Source organism: Enterobacter hormaechei subsp. xiangfangensis (assembly GCF_001729785.1).
GTDB classification, from domain to species: domain Bacteria; phylum Pseudomonadota; class Gammaproteobacteria; order Enterobacterales; family Enterobacteriaceae; genus Enterobacter; species Enterobacter hormaechei_C.
In genome coordinates this window covers 3,341,503-3,356,748 of sequence record NZ_CP017183.1, presented here as the reverse complement: position 1 = coordinate 3,356,748, position 15,246 = coordinate 3,341,503, and the positions used below count along the sequence as shown (strand labels likewise).

The window sequence follows — 15,246 nt, the reverse complement described above, 5'->3', positions numbered from 1 at the left end:
CCCGACAGTCTTATACTGTTTGTTCCAGGTTAACTGACCTAAAGTTTCGCGGTGCGGGTGGCATTGTGACTCACCGGCACCTGAACCCTTATTTTCACGTACCAGTAGTTGTAGCGAATGAATACTGAAGCCACTCACGATCAAAATGCAGCACTCTCCACTGGCGTTCGTCTTCGCAACGCCCGTGAACAACTCGGACTTAGCCAGCAAGCCGTTGCAGAACGCCTGTGCCTGAAGGTTTCCACCGTTCGCGATATTGAAGAAGATAAGGCACCCGCCGATCTGGCTTCAACGTTTCTGCGCGGTTATATCCGTTCTTACGCCAAACTGGTTCATATCCCTGAAGACGAATTACTGCCGATGATGGAGAAGCAGGCGCCTGTGCGTGCGGCAAAAGTTGCGCCGATGCAAAGCTTCTCTCTGGGTAAACGTCGTAAAAAACGCGATGGCTGGCTGATGAGCTTTACCTGGCTGGTCCTGTTTGTGGTTGTCGGCCTGACGGGCGCATGGTGGTGGCAAAACCACAAAGCGCAGCAGGAAGAGATCACCACCATGGCCGATCAGTCCTCCGCTGAGCTTAATCAGTCTGGTAATAACGGCGCGCAAAGCGTGCCGTTGAGCACCGAAGGGGCGACCTCCAGCGAACCTCAGTCGGCAGCAAGCAACACGCCTGCAACCGAGCCAGCGGCGACGCCAGAAGCGACGGCGAATACCGCGCCAGCCACCCAGACCCAGGATCAGAACGCGGTCGTATCACCTTCTCAGGCCAATGTTGATACCGCCCCTGCGGCAACGGCACCGGCAGAGAACACCGCGGCGTCACTGCCAACTGACCCGGCTGGCACGGCGGCACCTGCCGTGGACCCGAATGCGCTGGTGATGAATTTTACGGCTGATTGCTGGCTGGAAGTGACTGACGCGACAGGTAAAAAGCTGTTCAGCGGCCTGCAACGTAAAGATGGCACGTTAAATCTAACGGGCCAGGCACCTTACAAGCTTAAAATCGGCGCACCGGCAGCGGTACACATCCAGTATCAAGGAAAACCTGTCGATCTGAGCCGCTTTATCAGAACTAACCAGGTTGCGCGTCTTACCGTTAATGCCGAACAATCAGCAGCACAGTAACAGACGGGCAATGCGGGAGATTTTACATGCATAACCAGGCTCCTATTCAACGTAGAAAATCGAAACGGATTTACGTTGGGAACGTGCCAATCGGCGATGGGGCGCCTATCGCCGTCCAGTCGATGACCAATACGCGTACTACGGATGTAGAAGCGACGGTCAATCAAATCAAAGCATTAGAACGCGTCGGCGCGGACATTGTTCGCGTCTCTGTGCCTACCATGGACGCCGCCGAGGCGTTCAAACTGATCAAGCAGCAGGTGAGTGTTCCGCTGGTTGCCGATATTCACTTCGATTACCGTATCGCGCTGAAAGTCGCTGAATACGGTGTCGATTGTCTGCGTATTAACCCAGGCAACATCGGCAACGAAGAGCGCATTCGCATGGTGGTTGACTGCGCCCGCGACAAAAACATTCCAATCCGTATCGGCGTAAACGCTGGCTCTCTGGAAAAAGATCTCCAGGAAAAGTACGGGGAGCCGACGCCGCAGGCGCTGCTCGAATCCGCAATGCGTCACGTCGATCATCTGGATCGCCTTAACTTCGATCAGTTTAAAGTGAGCGTGAAAGCGTCTGACGTCTTCCTGGCCGTTGAATCGTATCGTCTGCTGGCAAAACAGATCGATCAGCCGCTGCATCTTGGCATCACCGAGGCGGGCGGTCTGCGCAGCGGTTCGGTAAAATCTGCGATTGGTCTCGGCCTGCTGCTCTCTGAAGGCATCGGCGACACGTTACGCGTCTCCCTGGCCGCCGATCCGGTGGAAGAGATCAAAGTCGGATTCGACATCCTGAAATCACTGCGTATCCGCGCGCGTGGGATCAACTTCATCGCCTGCCCAACCTGTTCACGTCAGGAGTTTGACGTGATCGGCACCGTGAATGCTCTGGAGCAGCGCCTGGAAGACATCATCACCCCGATGGACGTTTCCATCATCGGCTGCGTGGTGAACGGTCCGGGTGAAGCGCTGGTGTCCACGCTGGGCGTGACCGGCGGTAACAAGAAAAGTGGTCTCTATGAGGATGGCGTTCGTAAAGATCGTCTGGATAATAGTGACATGATCGACCAGCTCGAAGCCCGCATTCGTGCAAAAGCGACGATGATGGACGAAGCGCAGCGCATCAGCGTTCAGCAGGTTGAAAAATAACGTGATGGGAAGCAGGCTGCTTCCCATGTATGATTGAACCCATTCTTTGGGTTCTTTTTTGTATATAGAAAGAGAATAAACGTGGCAAAAAACATTCAAGCCATCCGCGGCATGAACGATTATCTGCCTGGCGAAACCGCCATCTGGCAGCGCATTGAAGGCACACTGAAGCAGGTGCTCGGCAGCTACGGTTACAGCGAAATTCGTTTGCCGATTGTAGAGCAGACCCCGTTATTCAAACGCGCGATCGGCGAAGTAACCGACGTGGTTGAAAAAGAGATGTATACCTTTGAGGACCGCAACGGCGACAGCCTGACCCTGCGTCCTGAGGGGACGGCGGGTTGCGTACGCGCCGGCATCGAACATGGTCTCCTGTACAATCAGGAGCAGCGCCTGTGGTATATCGGCCCGATGTTCCGCCACGAACGTCCGCAAAAAGGCCGCTACCGTCAGTTCAACCAGCTTGGCGTGGAAGTGTTTGGTCTGCAAGGACCAGATATCGATGCCGAACTGATTATGCTGACTGCCCGCTGGTGGCGTGCGCTCGGTATTTCTGAGCACGTTTCCCTGGAGCTGAACTCTATCGGTTCTCTGGAAGCGCGTGCGAACTATCGCGATGCGCTGGTGGCGTTCCTGGAACAGCACAAAGAGAAGCTCGACGAAGACTGTAAGCGTCGTATGTACAGCAACCCGCTGCGCGTACTCGATTCCAAAAATCCTGACGTACAGGCGCTGCTGAACGATGCGCCAGCGCTGGGTGACTACCTGGATGAAGATTCTCGCGAACACTTTGCCGGCCTGTGCAAGCTGCTTGAAGCGGCGGGCATTGCTTATACCGTTAACCAGCGTCTGGTGCGCGGTCTGGACTACTACAACCGCACCGTATTTGAGTGGGTCACCACCAGCCTCGGTTCGCAGGGCACCGTCTGTGCTGGCGGTCGTTATGACGGTCTGGTCGAGCAACTGGGTGGTCGCGCAGCACCGGCAGTAGGCTTCGCGATGGGCCTTGAGCGACTTGTTTTGCTGGTTCAGGCAGTTAATCCGGAATTTAAAGCCGATCCTGTTGTCGATATATACCTGGTGGCCTCAGGTGCGGATACGCAGTCTGCGGCAATGCAGCTTGCCGAACGCGTGCGCGATGCGCTGCCGGACGTTAAGCTGATGACCAACCACGGCGGCGGCAACTTTAAAAAACAGTTTGCTCGTGCCGATAAGTGGGGCGCAAGTATCGCACTGGTGCTGGGTGAGTCCGAAGTGGCCATCGGCGAAGTGGTAGTTAAAGACCTGCGCTCTGGTGAGCAAACTACGGTAACGCAGGATGGCGTTGCGGCGCACTTGCGCACTCTATTGGGCTAAGGAGAAGGACTGCGTGGAAATTTACGAGAACGAACACGACCAGGTTGATGCGGTTAAACGCTTCTTTGCTGAAAACGGCAAAGCACTGGTTGTAGGGGTTATTTTAGGTGTTGGTGCGCTGGTAGGCTGGCGTTACTGGAACAATCATCAGGCTGACTCTGCTCGCGGTTCGTCCCTGAACTACGAAAATACCGTTAGCGCAATCCGTGCCGATCAGCCGCAAACGCTGACGGCTGCGGAGAAATTTGCCGCTGACAACAAAAACACCTACGGCGCGCTGGCTGCGCTGGAAGTGGCTCAGCAGTATGTTGATAAAAACGAACTGGACAAAGCCGCTGCGCAACTGTCTCAGGGGCTTGCTGCTGCCAGTGACGATAATCTGAAAGCGGTGATCAATCTGCGTCTGGCGCGTATCCAGGTTCAGCAGAAAAAAGCCGACGACGCGCTCAAAACGCTTGATACCATCAAAGGCGAAGGCTTTGCCGCTATTGTTGCCGATCTTCGCGGTGAAGCACTGCTGAGTAAGGGTGATAAAGCGGGCGCGCGTAAAGCGTGGCAAGCTGGCGTGGATAGTAAAGCTTCACCTGCGCTGAGCGAAATGATGCAGATGAAAATAAATAATTTGTCCGTCTGAGAGGGACCCAATGCAATTGCGTAAATTACTTCTGCCAGGACTGCTTTCTGTTACGTTATTGAGTGGTTGTTCACTGTTCAGTGGCGAAGAAGACGTTGTTAAAATGTCCCCGCTGCCGACGGTTGAAAACCAGTTCACCCCATCTACCGCCTGGGACACTTCCGTAGGCGATGGTATTGGCGATTTTTATTCCAACCTGCACCCGGCATTTGCTGACGGCGTTGTCTATGCGGCCGATCGCAAAGGCACCGTTAAAGCGCTGAACGCTGATGACGGAAAAGAAGTGTGGTCCATTAACCTGGCGGAAAAAGACGGCTGGTTCTCCCGTAAACCTGCACTGCTTTCTGGCGGCCTGACCGTTACTGGCGGTCACGTGTATGTGGGCAGCGAAAAAGCGCAGGTTTACGCGCTGAATGCCAGCGACGGTTCGGTTGCATGGCAGACCACCGTTGCCGGTGAATCCTTGTCGCGTCCGGTTGTTAGCGACGGCCTGGTGCTGATCCATACCAGCAACGGCCAGTTGCAGGCGCTGAACGAAGCCGATGGTCTGGTAAAATGGACGGTTAACCTGGATATGCCAGCGCTGTCTCTGCGTGGTGAATCTGCTCCGGCGACCGCATTTGGTGCCGCCATTGTGGGCGGTGACAACGGCCGAGTCAGCGCGGTACTGATGCAGCAGGGCCAGATGATCTGGCAGCAGCGTATTTCCCAGGCGACCGGTTCAACTGAAATCGACCGTCTGAGTGACGTGGACACCACGCCAGTTATCGTCGACGGTGTGGTTTACGCGCTGGCGTATAACGGCAACCTGACGGCGCTGGACCTGCGTAGCGGCCAGATCATGTGGAAACGTGAGCTGGGTTCCGTGAACGATTTCATCGTCGACGGCAACCGTATTTATATGGTGGATCAGAACGACCGCCTGCTGGCGCTGAGCACCGAAGGTGGCGTAACGCTGTGGACGCAAAGCGATCTGCTGCACCGTCTGCTGACCGCACCGGCACTGTATAACGGCAGCCTGGTGGTGGGCGACAGCGAAGGCTATATGCACTGGATCGATCCAGAGAATGGCCGCTTCGTGGCACAGCAGAAAGTGGATAGCTCAGGCTTCCTGACGGAGCCCGTTGTGGCTGACGGCAAACTGCTGATTCAGGCAAAAGACGGCACGCTGTACGCGATCACGCGTTAATTACCCGGCGGTTGTAGTATACTAAACGGCTCCTGTTCACTCAGGAGCCGTTTTGACATTTTTAAAAACGCTGCGAAAGCGACGTTATTTTGAATTTTATGAGGCTTCAAACATGGTACCTGTGGTCGCGCTTGTCGGGCGCCCTAACGTTGGAAAATCCACTCTTTTTAACCGTTTAACACGCACCCGTGATGCGCTGGTTGCGGATTTCCCGGGGCTGACGCGTGACCGTAAGTACGGTCGTGCAGAGGTGGAAGGACGCGAGTTCATCTGTATCGATACCGGGGGTATTGACGGTACGGAAGACGGCGTAGAAACCCGCATGGCAGAGCAATCTCTGCTGGCTATCGAAGAAGCGGATGTCGTTCTGTTTATGGTGGATGCTCGCGCTGGCCTGATGCCCGCGGATTCTGCTATCGCTAAACATCTGCGTTCACGCGAAAAGCCAACCTTCCTGGTGGCGAACAAAACTGACGGCATCGATGCCGATCAGGCCATTGCGGATTTCTGGTCTTTAGGCCTGGGCGATATTTATCCTATCGCGGCCTCGCATGGCCGTGGCGTCACCAGCCTGCTGGAAACCGTTCTGCTGCCGTGGGTTGATGAAGTAAACCCACCGGAAGAGGTGGACGAGGACGCTGAATACTGGGCGCAGTTTGAAGCCGGAGAAGAAGGAGAGGAAGAGCCGGAAGACGACTTCAACCCGCAGGATCTGCCTATCAAGCTGGCTATCGTGGGTCGCCCAAACGTGGGTAAGTCTACGCTTACTAACCGTATTCTCGGCGAAGAGCGCGTGGTGGTTTACGACATGCCAGGCACAACGCGTGACAGCATCTACATTCCAATGCAGCGCGATGAACGTGAGTACGTACTTATCGACACCGCAGGGGTGCGTAAGCGCGGGAAAATCACCGATGTGGTGGAAAAATTCTCGGTGATCAAGACCCTTCAGGCGATTGAAGACGCCAACGTGGTGCTGCTGGTTATTGACGCACGTGAAGGTATCTCCGATCAGGATCTCTCTCTGCTCGGCTTTATCCTCAATAGTGGGCGCTCACTGGTTATCGTCGTCAACAAGTGGGACGGCCTGAGCAATGAAGTGCGCGAGCAGGTGAAAGAGACGCTGGACTTCCGTCTGGGCTTTATCGACTTTGCCCGCGTTCACTTTATCTCTGCCCTGCACGGGAGTGGTGTCGGCAACCTGTTCGAATCCGTTCGTGAAGCTTATGACAGCTCTACCCGCCGTCAGAGCACGGCGATGCTGACCCGTATCATGAACATGGCTGCTGAAGACCACCAGCCGCCGCTGGTGCGCGGTCGTCGCGTGAAGCTGAAATATGCTCACGCCGGGGGATATAACCCGCCTATCGTGGTGATCCACGGTAACCAGGTGAAGGATCTGCCGGACTCCTACAAACGGTACCTGATGAACTACTTCCGCAAGTCGCTGGACGTGATGGGTACGCCTATCCGTATTCAGTTCAAGGAAGGGGAAAACCCGTTTGCGAATAAACGCAACACCCTGACGCCGAACCAGATGCGTAAGCGTAAGCGTTTGATTAAGCACATTAAGAAAAGCAAATAATCCTTACCGATCTCACTAAAACCCGCGCCTGTCGCGGGTTTTTTTTTCGCTCATTCAAAAGGCCCGCCTTCCCTGTGTGATGTCAATCACTATTCGCTTTGAACCATGTTTATATCTAAGAAAGTAGACAATCGTCGAATTTTCGTCTTAAAGTCCAGGGTTCGGTACTAGACAAAACTAGCGCCTGGTTATCAAATGGTTAACCAACATTTCGCCGCATGTAAAAAATCGATCGGATACGTAACCGTTCGGCGTACATGCTGGTGTTTACAAGCACGACACATACCTTTTCGGGAGAATTATGCAATCCTCTGTTAATCAAAAAGAGAGCCGAACCTTCTTCGGCCATCCTTATCCGCTCGGTTCGCTGTTCTTCACCGAGATGTGGGAGCGTTTCTCGTTTTACGGTATTCGCCCGCTACTGATCCTGTTTATGGCCGCCACCGTGTATGACGGCGGAATGGGCCTGGCGCGTGAAAACGCCTCGGCGATTGTCGGTATTTTTGCCGGCACCATGTACCTCGCCGCGCTGCCGGGCGGCTGGCTGGCGGATAACTGGCTCGGCCAGCAGCGGGCCGTCTGGTACGGTTCGATTTTGATTGCGCTTGGGCACCTGTCGATTGCCCTGTCGGCCATCATGGGCGACAACCTGTTCTTCATCGGCCTGATGTTTATCGTGCTCGGCTCCGGCCTGTTCAAGACCTGTATCTCGGTCATGGTGGGGACACTGTACAAAAAGGGCGATGCGCGTCGTGACGGCGGTTTCTCGCTGTTCTATATGGGCATCAACATGGGCTCGTTCATTGCCCCTCTGATTTCCGGCTGGCTGATTAAAACCCACGGCTGGCACTGGGGCTTTGGTATCGGTGGTATTGGGATGCTGGTCGCCCTGATTATCTTCCGCGTGTTTGCCGTTCCGGCCATGAAGCGTTACGACAGCGAAGTCGGTCTGGACTCCACCTGGAACAGTCCGGTAGTGAAACGTAACGGCGTGGGCGCCTGGCTGCTGGCGCTGGCAGTGGGTGTTGCAATCATCGTTACGTTGATTGCCCAGGGCGTGATTGTGATTAATCCGGTCGCGGTCGCCAGCGTGCTGGTGTATGTGATTGCCGCCTCCGTCGCGCTCTACTTCATCTATCTGTTCATCTTCGCCGGGCTGAATCGCAAAGAGCGCGCAAGGCTGCTGGTGTGCTTTATTCTGCTGGTCTCCGCCGCGTTCTTCTGGTCCGCGTTCGAGCAGAAGCCAACCTCCTTCAACCTGTTCGCCAACGACTACACTAACCGCATGATCGGTGATTTTGAGATCCCGGCGGTGTGGTTCCAGTCGATTAATGCCCTGTTCATCATTCTGCTGGCCCCGGTATTTAGCTGGGCATGGCCGAAGCTGGCGAGCAAAAACATTCGTCCGAGCAGCATCACCAAGTTCGTGATCGGTATTCTGTGTGCAGCGGCGGGCTTTGGCCTGATGATGCTGGCGGCGCAGAACGTACTGAGCAACGGTGGGGCAGGGGTTTCTCCGTTCTGGCTGGTGGGTAGTATCCTGATGCTGACGCTCGGGGAACTGTGCCTGAGTCCGATTGGTCTGGCGACCATGACCCTGCTGGCGCCGGAAAGAATGCGCGGCCAGATGATGGGCCTGTGGTTCTGCGCCAGTGCGCTGGGTAACCTGGCTGCGGGGCTGATTGGCGGTCACGTGAAGGCCGACCAGCTGGATATGCTGCCAGACCTCTTTGCCCGTTGCTCCATTGCGCTGCTGATTTGTGCTGCGGTGCTGATCGTCCTCATTGTTCCGGTACGTCGCATGCTGGAAAATGCGCAAACTAAACCGGCTACCGAAGCCTGATACTATTCAGTCTGCCGGGGCAGTTGTCCTGTCCCGGCCCAACTCAACAGGAGAGAGCATGTCGATTACCTGTCCGGATTGCCACGCAGCGCTCGAGCCGCAAAACGGTATCGCGCACTGCGACAGCTGCAATAAAGATATTCCCCTCGAAGCGCGCTGCCCTGACTGCCATCAGCCGCTTCAGGTACTCAAGGCCTGCGGCACGGTGGATTACTTCTGTCAGAACGGCCACGGGCTGATCTCAAAAAAACGCGTCGAGTTCGTCAGGGCTGGGGCTTAATCGCACACGCAGCCTTCTCCTTTTTGCCATAGCTCAATCAGCGATTCCGGCGCTTCCTGCTCCGGAACCAGCACAATAATATCGGTATACTGCGCCTGATTGTGCCGGGTCCAGATTATCTGAATGCGAAAATAGCGCTGATCGCCGCTGCCCGGAGACGACGCCTGGCCCGGTGGCTGTCCGCGCGGGATAGCCTGTTCCAGAATATTTACCACGCGCTGACGCTGCGCCTCGTTGAGCGTGGAGAGGGCGATTGTGCGCTGACCGCTCAGCTTAGGAATAAAGGCGACGCCGCCTTCCCGGGCCAGCTCAACCACGGCGTCATCCGTCAGTTCCGGTACCTGCATTACAGTACTCCCACCTGTTCCCAGGCTTGTTTAATGGCCGCCCCAACGTCGCTACCGGAGCGTTTCTCGCCGTGGGCGATCGTCAGTTTTGCGAAAGCGTCAAAATCCGCATCCTGCGCCAGGTTGCGATCGCAAACCGTGTCGTACCAGGCATAACCCGCTTTTTCCCAGGCGTAGCCACCGATTGCCGTTGCGGCCAGGTAAAACGCCCGGTTGGGGATGCCAGAGTTAAGGTGTACGCCGCCGTTATCCTCGCGCGTTTTGATAAAATCTTTCATGTGCGCGGGCTGCGGGTCTTTGCCAAGGAGGGGATCGTCGTAGGCGGTGCCGGGTTCAGACATTGAGCGCAGCCCTTTGCCGTTAATCCCCGCTGCCAGCAGCCCTTCGCCAATCAGCCAGTCTGCCTGGTCGGCGGTTTGCTTAAGATAGTATTGCTTCACCAGCGAACCAAACACGTCGGATAACGACTCGTTCAGCGCGCCAGATTGTTCAAAGTAAATGAGCCCGGCTTCGGTCTCCGTCACACCGTGGCTCAGCTCATGCGCCACCACGTCGATGGCAATGGTGAAGCGGTTGAAGATTTCCCCGTCGCCATCGCCAAAGACCATCTGCTGGCCGTTCCAGAAGGCGTTTTGATACTCACGGCCGTAATGCACGGTGCCGGTCAGGATCAGCCCCTTATTATCGAGCGAATCCCGCTGATACTCCTTCCAGAAGAAATCATGGGTGATCCCCAGATAATCGTACGCTTCATCCACCGCCACATCGCCGTTGGAGGGCTGGCCTTCATAGCGCACCTGGCTACCCGGCAGCTCCTGGGTCTGTTTCGCATCGTAGATGTCACGCTCAAGCTGACCGGCTTTATTCACATGCGGCGCGGCGGGTTTGCCCGGCATATGCGCCATCAGGGTTTGCACATGGGTTAATGTCTGACGGGCGCAGCGCTGCTGGGGCTCTGAACCGCTTTCGATAATACGACGAAGAATATACGGAGGGATGACGCTATGAAGATGGGGCATGCTGCTCTCCTTATCAAAAAAGGCAATAGCAGCAGTATAGTTTGTAACCGGCGAAGATTTATCCGCTTTTACGCTGGCGCGTTTTTTTCACCGGTTTGATCTCTTTTACCTCACTCTCGACCCAGCCGTCAGAAAGCCGGGTGGTGAGCACATCCCCGGCTTTAACCTGTTTCGTTTGTTTCAGCACTTTGCCGTCCGTCGCGGTGGTCACACTATAGCCGCGAGCCAGCGTGGAGAGCGGGCTGACGGCTTCCAGATGGGTGACCGCATTGCCCAAACGCTCGCGCGTGGTGCTCAGGCGTGAGCGGATATTTTCCGCGAGGCGGAACTCAAGCTGCTGGATACGCGTTTGTGCGCGATAAATCTTCGGCTGCGGGTTTTGCTGGTTCAGACGCTGCGTGACGCGCTGCTGGCGAGATACCGCCCGCTTAAGCTGGTTATCCAGCGCGAAGTTCATCCGCTGACGCAGACGTTCCAGCACGGTTTGCTGACGCGCCAGACGAAATTGCGGATGCTGCTGTTGCAGACGATGGTGAAGCTGGGTAAAGCGGCGGGTACGGTTGGCGAGGAAGTAGTCCATCGCCATCTCCAGGCGCTGCTGCCCGTTCTGGATCTGACGCAGCAGCTCCTGCTGGTTACGGCTGACTACCTCTGCCGCCGCGGACGGCGTGGGCGCGCGTAAATCCGCGACAAAATCGGCAATCGTCACATCCGTTTCGTGACCGACGGCGCTCACCACCGGGATAAGGCTGGCAAAGATTGCCCGCGCCACGCGCTCGTCGTTAAAGCTCCACAGGTCTTCCAGCGAGCCGCCGCCGCGCCCGACGATCAGGACATCACACTCCTGACGCGCATTCGCCAGCTCAATGGCGCGCACGATCTGCCCCGGCGCATCGTCACCCTGAACGGCAGTCGGGTAGATAATGACGGGCAGGGAAGGGTCACGGCGCTTAAGGACGTGCAAAATATCGTGCAGGGCCGCACCGGTTTTCGACGTGATAACCCCAACGCAGTGGGCTGGTGAGGGAAGGGGTTTTTTAAACTGCTGGTCGAACAATCCCTCAGCCGAAAGCATGGCTTTTAGCTGCTCGTACTTCTGTTGCAGCAAGCCTTCACCGGCGGGCTGCATGCTCTCGACGATAATCTGATAATCGCCGCGCGGCTCATACAGGGTAATGTTGGCGCGAACCAGAACCTGCTGGCCATGCTGAGGACGGAACGTCACGCGACGGTTGCTGTTGCGGAACATCGCGCAGCGCACCTGAGCGGTGTCGTCTTTCAGCGTAAAGTACCAGTGACCGGAAGCAGGCTGCGTGAAGTTAGAGATTTCACCGCTGATCCAGACCTGTCCCATTTCCTGCTCAAGCAGCAAACGCACCGTCTGATTAAGGCGGCTGACAGTATAGATTGAGGGGGATTGAGAGGATAACATGTGAGCGGGATCAAATTCTAAATCAGCAAGTTATTCAGTCGATAGTAACCTGCTGAGAGGTGAGCGCAAGCATTTTTTTCAAAAAAGTGTGGATGCAATCGGTTACGCTCTGTATAATGCCACGGCAATATTTAACCACCCAGGTCAGAGATATTGCCCATGCTACGTATCGCTAAAGAAGCACTGACGTTTGACGACGTCCTCCTCGTTCCCGCTCACTCCACCGTTCTGCCGAATACTGCCGACCTCAGCACGCAGTTGACGAAAACCATTCGTCTGAACATTCCTATGCTCTCCGCAGCAATGGACACCGTGACTGAAGCGCGTCTGGCTATCGCCCTGGCACAGGAAGGCGGCATTGGCTTTATCCACAAAAACATGTCTATCGAGCGTCAGGCGGAAGAAGTTCGCCGCGTGAAGAAGCATGAATCCGGTATCGTGTCCGATCCTCAGACCGTTCTGCCAACCACCACGCTGCACGAAGTGAAAGCCCTGACCGAGCGTAACGGCTTTGCAGGCTACCCGGTAGTCACTGAAGACAACGAACTGGTCGGCATCATTACCGGTCGTGACGTGCGTTTCGTGACTGACCTGAACCAGCCTGTAAGCGTCTACATGACGCCAAAAGAGCGTCTGGTGACCGTGCGTGAAGGCGAAACCCGCGACGTGGTGCTGGCGAAAATGCACGAAAAACGCGTTGAGAAAGCGCTGGTTGTGGACGCGAACTTCCACCTGCGCGGCATGATCACCGTTAAAGATTTCCAGAAAGCAGAACGTAAACCGAACGCCTGTAAAGACGAGCATGGCCGTCTGCGCGTCGGCGCTGCGGTTGGCGCGGGCGCAGGTAACGAAGAGCGCGTTGACGCGCTGGTTGCCGCGGGCGTTGACGTGCTGCTGATTGACTCCTCCCACGGCCACTCCGAAGGCGTTCTGCAACGTATTCGTGAAACCCGTGCTAAATACCCGGATCTCCAGATTATCGGCGGTAACGTGGCAACAGGCGCAGGCGCTCGCGCGCTGGCGGAAGCGGGTTGCAGCGCGGTGAAAGTGGGTATCGGCCCTGGCTCTATCTGTACCACCCGTATCGTCACTGGCGTAGGCGTGCCGCAGATCACGGCGGTTTCTGACGCGGTTGAAGCGCTGGAAGGCACCGGTATTCCGGTTATCGCGGACGGCGGTATCCGCTTCTCTGGTGACATCGCCAAAGCGATCGCCGCAGGTGCCGCAGCCGTGATGGTGGGCTCCATGCTGGCCGGTACCGAAGAATCTCCGGGTGAAATCGAACTCTACCAGGGGCGTTCTTATAAATCCTACCGCGGTATGGGCTCCCTGGGCGCGATGTCCAAAGGTTCCTCCGACCGTTACTTCCAGACCGATAACGCTGCTGACAAACTGGTACCGGAAGGTATCGAAGGTCGCGTGGCGTATAAAGGCCGCCTGAAAGAGATCATTCACCAGCAGATGGGCGGCCTGCGCTCCTGTATGGGTCTGACCGGCTGTGGTACCATTGACCTGCTGCGTACCAAAGCGGAATTCGTACGCATCAGCGGTGCGGGTATCCAGGAGAGCCACGTTCACGACGTGACGATCACCAAAGAGTCCCCGAACTACCGTCTGGGCTCCTGATAAATTTCCGCGCCCGGCTCAATGCCGGGCGCTTTGTTTTGTTTCACTTGCCTCGGAATTAGCGTCAATGACGGAAAACATTCATAAACATCGCATTCTCATCCTGGACTTTGGTTCTCAGTACACTCAGCTGGTGGCGCGCCGCGTGCGTGAGCTGGGCGTTTACTGTGAGCTGTGGGCGTGGGATGTCACGGAAGCACAGATTCGCGAATTCAATCCAAGCGGCATCATCCTGTCCGGCGGCCCGGAAAGCACCACCGAAGAGAACAGCCCGCGCGCGCCGCAGTACGTGTTCGAAGCGGGCGTACCGGTGTTCGGCGTTTGCTACGGTATGCAGACCATGGCGATGCAGCTGGGCGGCCACGTAGAAGGCTCTAACGAGCGTGAGTTCGGCTACGCGCAGGTTGAAGTTGTCACCGACAGCGCGCTGGTGCGCGGTATCGAAGACTCCCTGACCGCAGACGGCAAGCCGCTGCTGGACGTGTGGATGAGCCACGGCGACAAAGTCACCGCCATCCCATCCGACTTCGTGACCGTTGCCAGCACCGAAAGCTGCCCGTTCGCCATCATGGCGAACGAAGAAAAACGTTTCTACGGCGTGCAGTTCCACCCCGAAGTGACCCACACCCGTCAGGGTATGCGCATGCTGGAGCGCTTCGTGCGTGACATCTGCCAGTGTGAAGCCCTGTGGACCCCGGCAAAAATCATCGACGACGCCGTGGAGCGTATCCGCCAGCAGGTTGGCGATGACAAAGTGATCCTCGGCCTCTCCGGTGGCGTGGACTCCTCTGTGACCGCGATGCTGCTGCACCGCGCCATCGGCAAAAACCTGACCTGTGTCTTCGTGGATAACGGCCTGCTGCGCCTGAACGAAGCGAAGCAGGTTATGGACATGTTTGGCGACCACTTCGGTCTGAACATCGTTCACGTGGAAGGCGAGCAGCGTTTCCTGGACGCGCTGAAAGGCGAGAACGATCCGGAAGCGAAACGTAAGATCATCGGTCGCGTGTTCGTGGAAGTGTTCGACGAAGAAGCGCTGAAGCTGGAAGACGTGAAATGGCTGGCGCAGGGCACTATCTACCCTGACGTGATCGAGTCTGCGGCCTCCGCAACCGGTAAAGCGCACGTTATCAAATCTCACCACAACGTGGGCGGCCTGCCGAAAGAGATGAAGATGGGTCTGGTGGAACCGCTGCGTGAGCTGTTCAAAGACGAAGTGCGTAAAATCGGTCTGGAGCTGGGGCTGCCGTACGACATGCTCTACCGTCACCCATTCCCGGGCCCGGGCCTCGGCGTACGCGTGCTGGGCGAAGTGAAGAAAGAGTACTGCGACCTGCTGCGTCGCGCGGACGCGATCTTCATCGAAGAGCTCCACAAAGCTGACCTGTACAACAAAGTGAGCCAGGCGTTCACCGTGTTCCTGCCGGTACGCTCCGTCGGCGTGATGGGCGATGGCCGTAAGTACGACTGGGTTGTTTCCCTGCGTGCGGTGGAAACCATCGACTTCATGACCGCGCACTGGGCGCACCTGCCGTATGACTTCTTAGGCCGCGTGTCTAACAGAATAATCAATGAAGTCAATGGCATATCGCGTGTCGTGTATGACATCAGCGGCAAGCCACCGGCGACGATCGAGTGGGAGTAAGCCCATAACCTTTCCTGCGA

Annotated in this window: 13 protein-coding genes; 10 read left to right on the top strand and 3 right to left on the bottom strand. The window is 56.4% G+C overall.

The features are described from left to right. The first annotated feature begins 117 nt into the window (after positions 1-117). The 8 genes from rodZ to BFV63_RS15960 all read left to right on the top strand — a co-directional run bounded on the left by rodZ (position 118) and on the right by BFV63_RS15960 (position 9,157). Positions 118-1,125, top strand: a complete 1,008-nt coding sequence (rodZ, locus tag BFV63_RS15995) for a cytoskeleton protein RodZ (RefSeq protein ID WP_069597568.1) — start codon at positions 118-120, stop codon at positions 1,123-1,125. A 26-nt stretch (positions 1,126-1,151) separates the two neighbouring features. Further along, a complete protein-coding gene (gene ispG, locus BFV63_RS15990; RefSeq protein WP_003860619.1) occupies positions 1,152-2,270 on the top strand; it encodes a flavodoxin-dependent (E)-4-hydroxy-3-methylbut-2-enyl-diphosphate synthase in 1,119 nt (372 codons plus the stop codon). 81 nt (positions 2,271-2,351) lie between these two features. Further along, the gene (gene hisS / locus BFV63_RS15985; RefSeq protein WP_045336895.1) at positions 2,352-3,626 is read left to right on the top strand and encodes a histidine--tRNA ligase; all 1,275 of its coding nucleotides are present in this window, start codon (positions 2,352-2,354) and stop codon (positions 3,624-3,626) included. A gap of 13 nt (positions 3,627-3,639) precedes the next feature. Then, on the top strand, positions 3,640-4,260 hold the full coding sequence (locus BFV63_RS15980) for a YfgM family protein (RefSeq protein WP_003860614.1): 621 nt from the start codon (positions 3,640-3,642) through the stop codon (positions 4,258-4,260). A gap of 10 nt (positions 4,261-4,270) precedes the next feature. Next, positions 4,271-5,449, top strand: a complete 1,179-nt coding sequence (bamB, locus tag BFV63_RS15975; protein WP_003860612.1) for an outer membrane protein assembly factor BamB — start codon at positions 4,271-4,273, stop codon at positions 5,447-5,449. A 112-nt stretch (positions 5,450-5,561) separates the two neighbouring features. Further along, positions 5,562-7,034: a ribosome biogenesis GTPase Der gene (der, locus tag BFV63_RS15970; protein WP_003860611.1), complete on the top strand. Its 1,473-nt coding sequence runs from the start codon at positions 5,562-5,564 to the stop codon at positions 7,032-7,034. Between the two features lie 301 nt (positions 7,035-7,335). Next, a complete protein-coding gene (locus BFV63_RS15965) occupies positions 7,336-8,877 on the top strand; it encodes a peptide MFS transporter (RefSeq protein ID WP_003860609.1) in 1,542 nt (513 codons plus the stop codon). Positions 8,878-8,935: 58 nt separating this feature from the next. Beyond that, complete coding sequence (locus BFV63_RS15960) at positions 8,936-9,157, top strand: zinc ribbon domain-containing protein (protein WP_032609830.1); 222 nt, start codon at positions 8,936-8,938, stop codon at positions 9,155-9,157. Here the strand turns inward: BFV63_RS15960 and BFV63_RS15955 are convergent. Genes BFV63_RS15955 through xseA form a run of 3 tightly spaced genes read right to left on the bottom strand, consistent with a single transcriptional unit; the run spans position 9,154 to position 11,955 of the window. Next, positions 9,154-9,504 carry a protealysin inhibitor emfourin gene (locus BFV63_RS15955; RefSeq protein WP_003860606.1) on the bottom strand — a complete coding sequence of 117 codons (351 nt, stop codon included), beginning with the start codon at positions 9,502-9,504 and terminating at the stop codon, positions 9,154-9,156. The genes BFV63_RS15960 and BFV63_RS15955 overlap by 4 nt on opposite strands. Continuing rightward, positions 9,504-10,523 (bottom strand): M4 family metallopeptidase, encoded by a 1,020-nt coding sequence (locus BFV63_RS15950; RefSeq protein WP_023325046.1) that lies wholly within the window; start codon positions 10,521-10,523, stop codon positions 9,504-9,506. Before BFV63_RS15950 ends, BFV63_RS15955 begins: the two co-directional genes overlap by 1 nt. A gap of 58 nt (positions 10,524-10,581) precedes the next feature. Further along, positions 10,582-11,955 (bottom strand): exodeoxyribonuclease VII large subunit, encoded by a 1,374-nt coding sequence (xseA, locus tag BFV63_RS15945; RefSeq protein ID WP_048240415.1) that lies wholly within the window; start codon positions 11,953-11,955, stop codon positions 10,582-10,584. A gap of 159 nt (positions 11,956-12,114) precedes the next feature. Between xseA and guaB the strand changes: the two genes are divergently transcribed. Both guaB and guaA read left to right on the top strand, forming a co-directional pair. Further along, entirely contained in the window at positions 12,115-13,581 is a 1,467-nt protein-coding gene (gene guaB, locus BFV63_RS15940) for an IMP dehydrogenase (RefSeq protein WP_003860601.1), read from the top strand. A 67-nt stretch (positions 13,582-13,648) separates the two neighbouring features. After that, entirely contained in the window at positions 13,649-15,226 is a 1,578-nt protein-coding gene (guaA, locus tag BFV63_RS15935; RefSeq protein ID WP_003860599.1) for a glutamine-hydrolyzing GMP synthase, read from the top strand. The last annotated feature ends 20 nt before the right edge of the window (positions 15,227-15,246 follow it).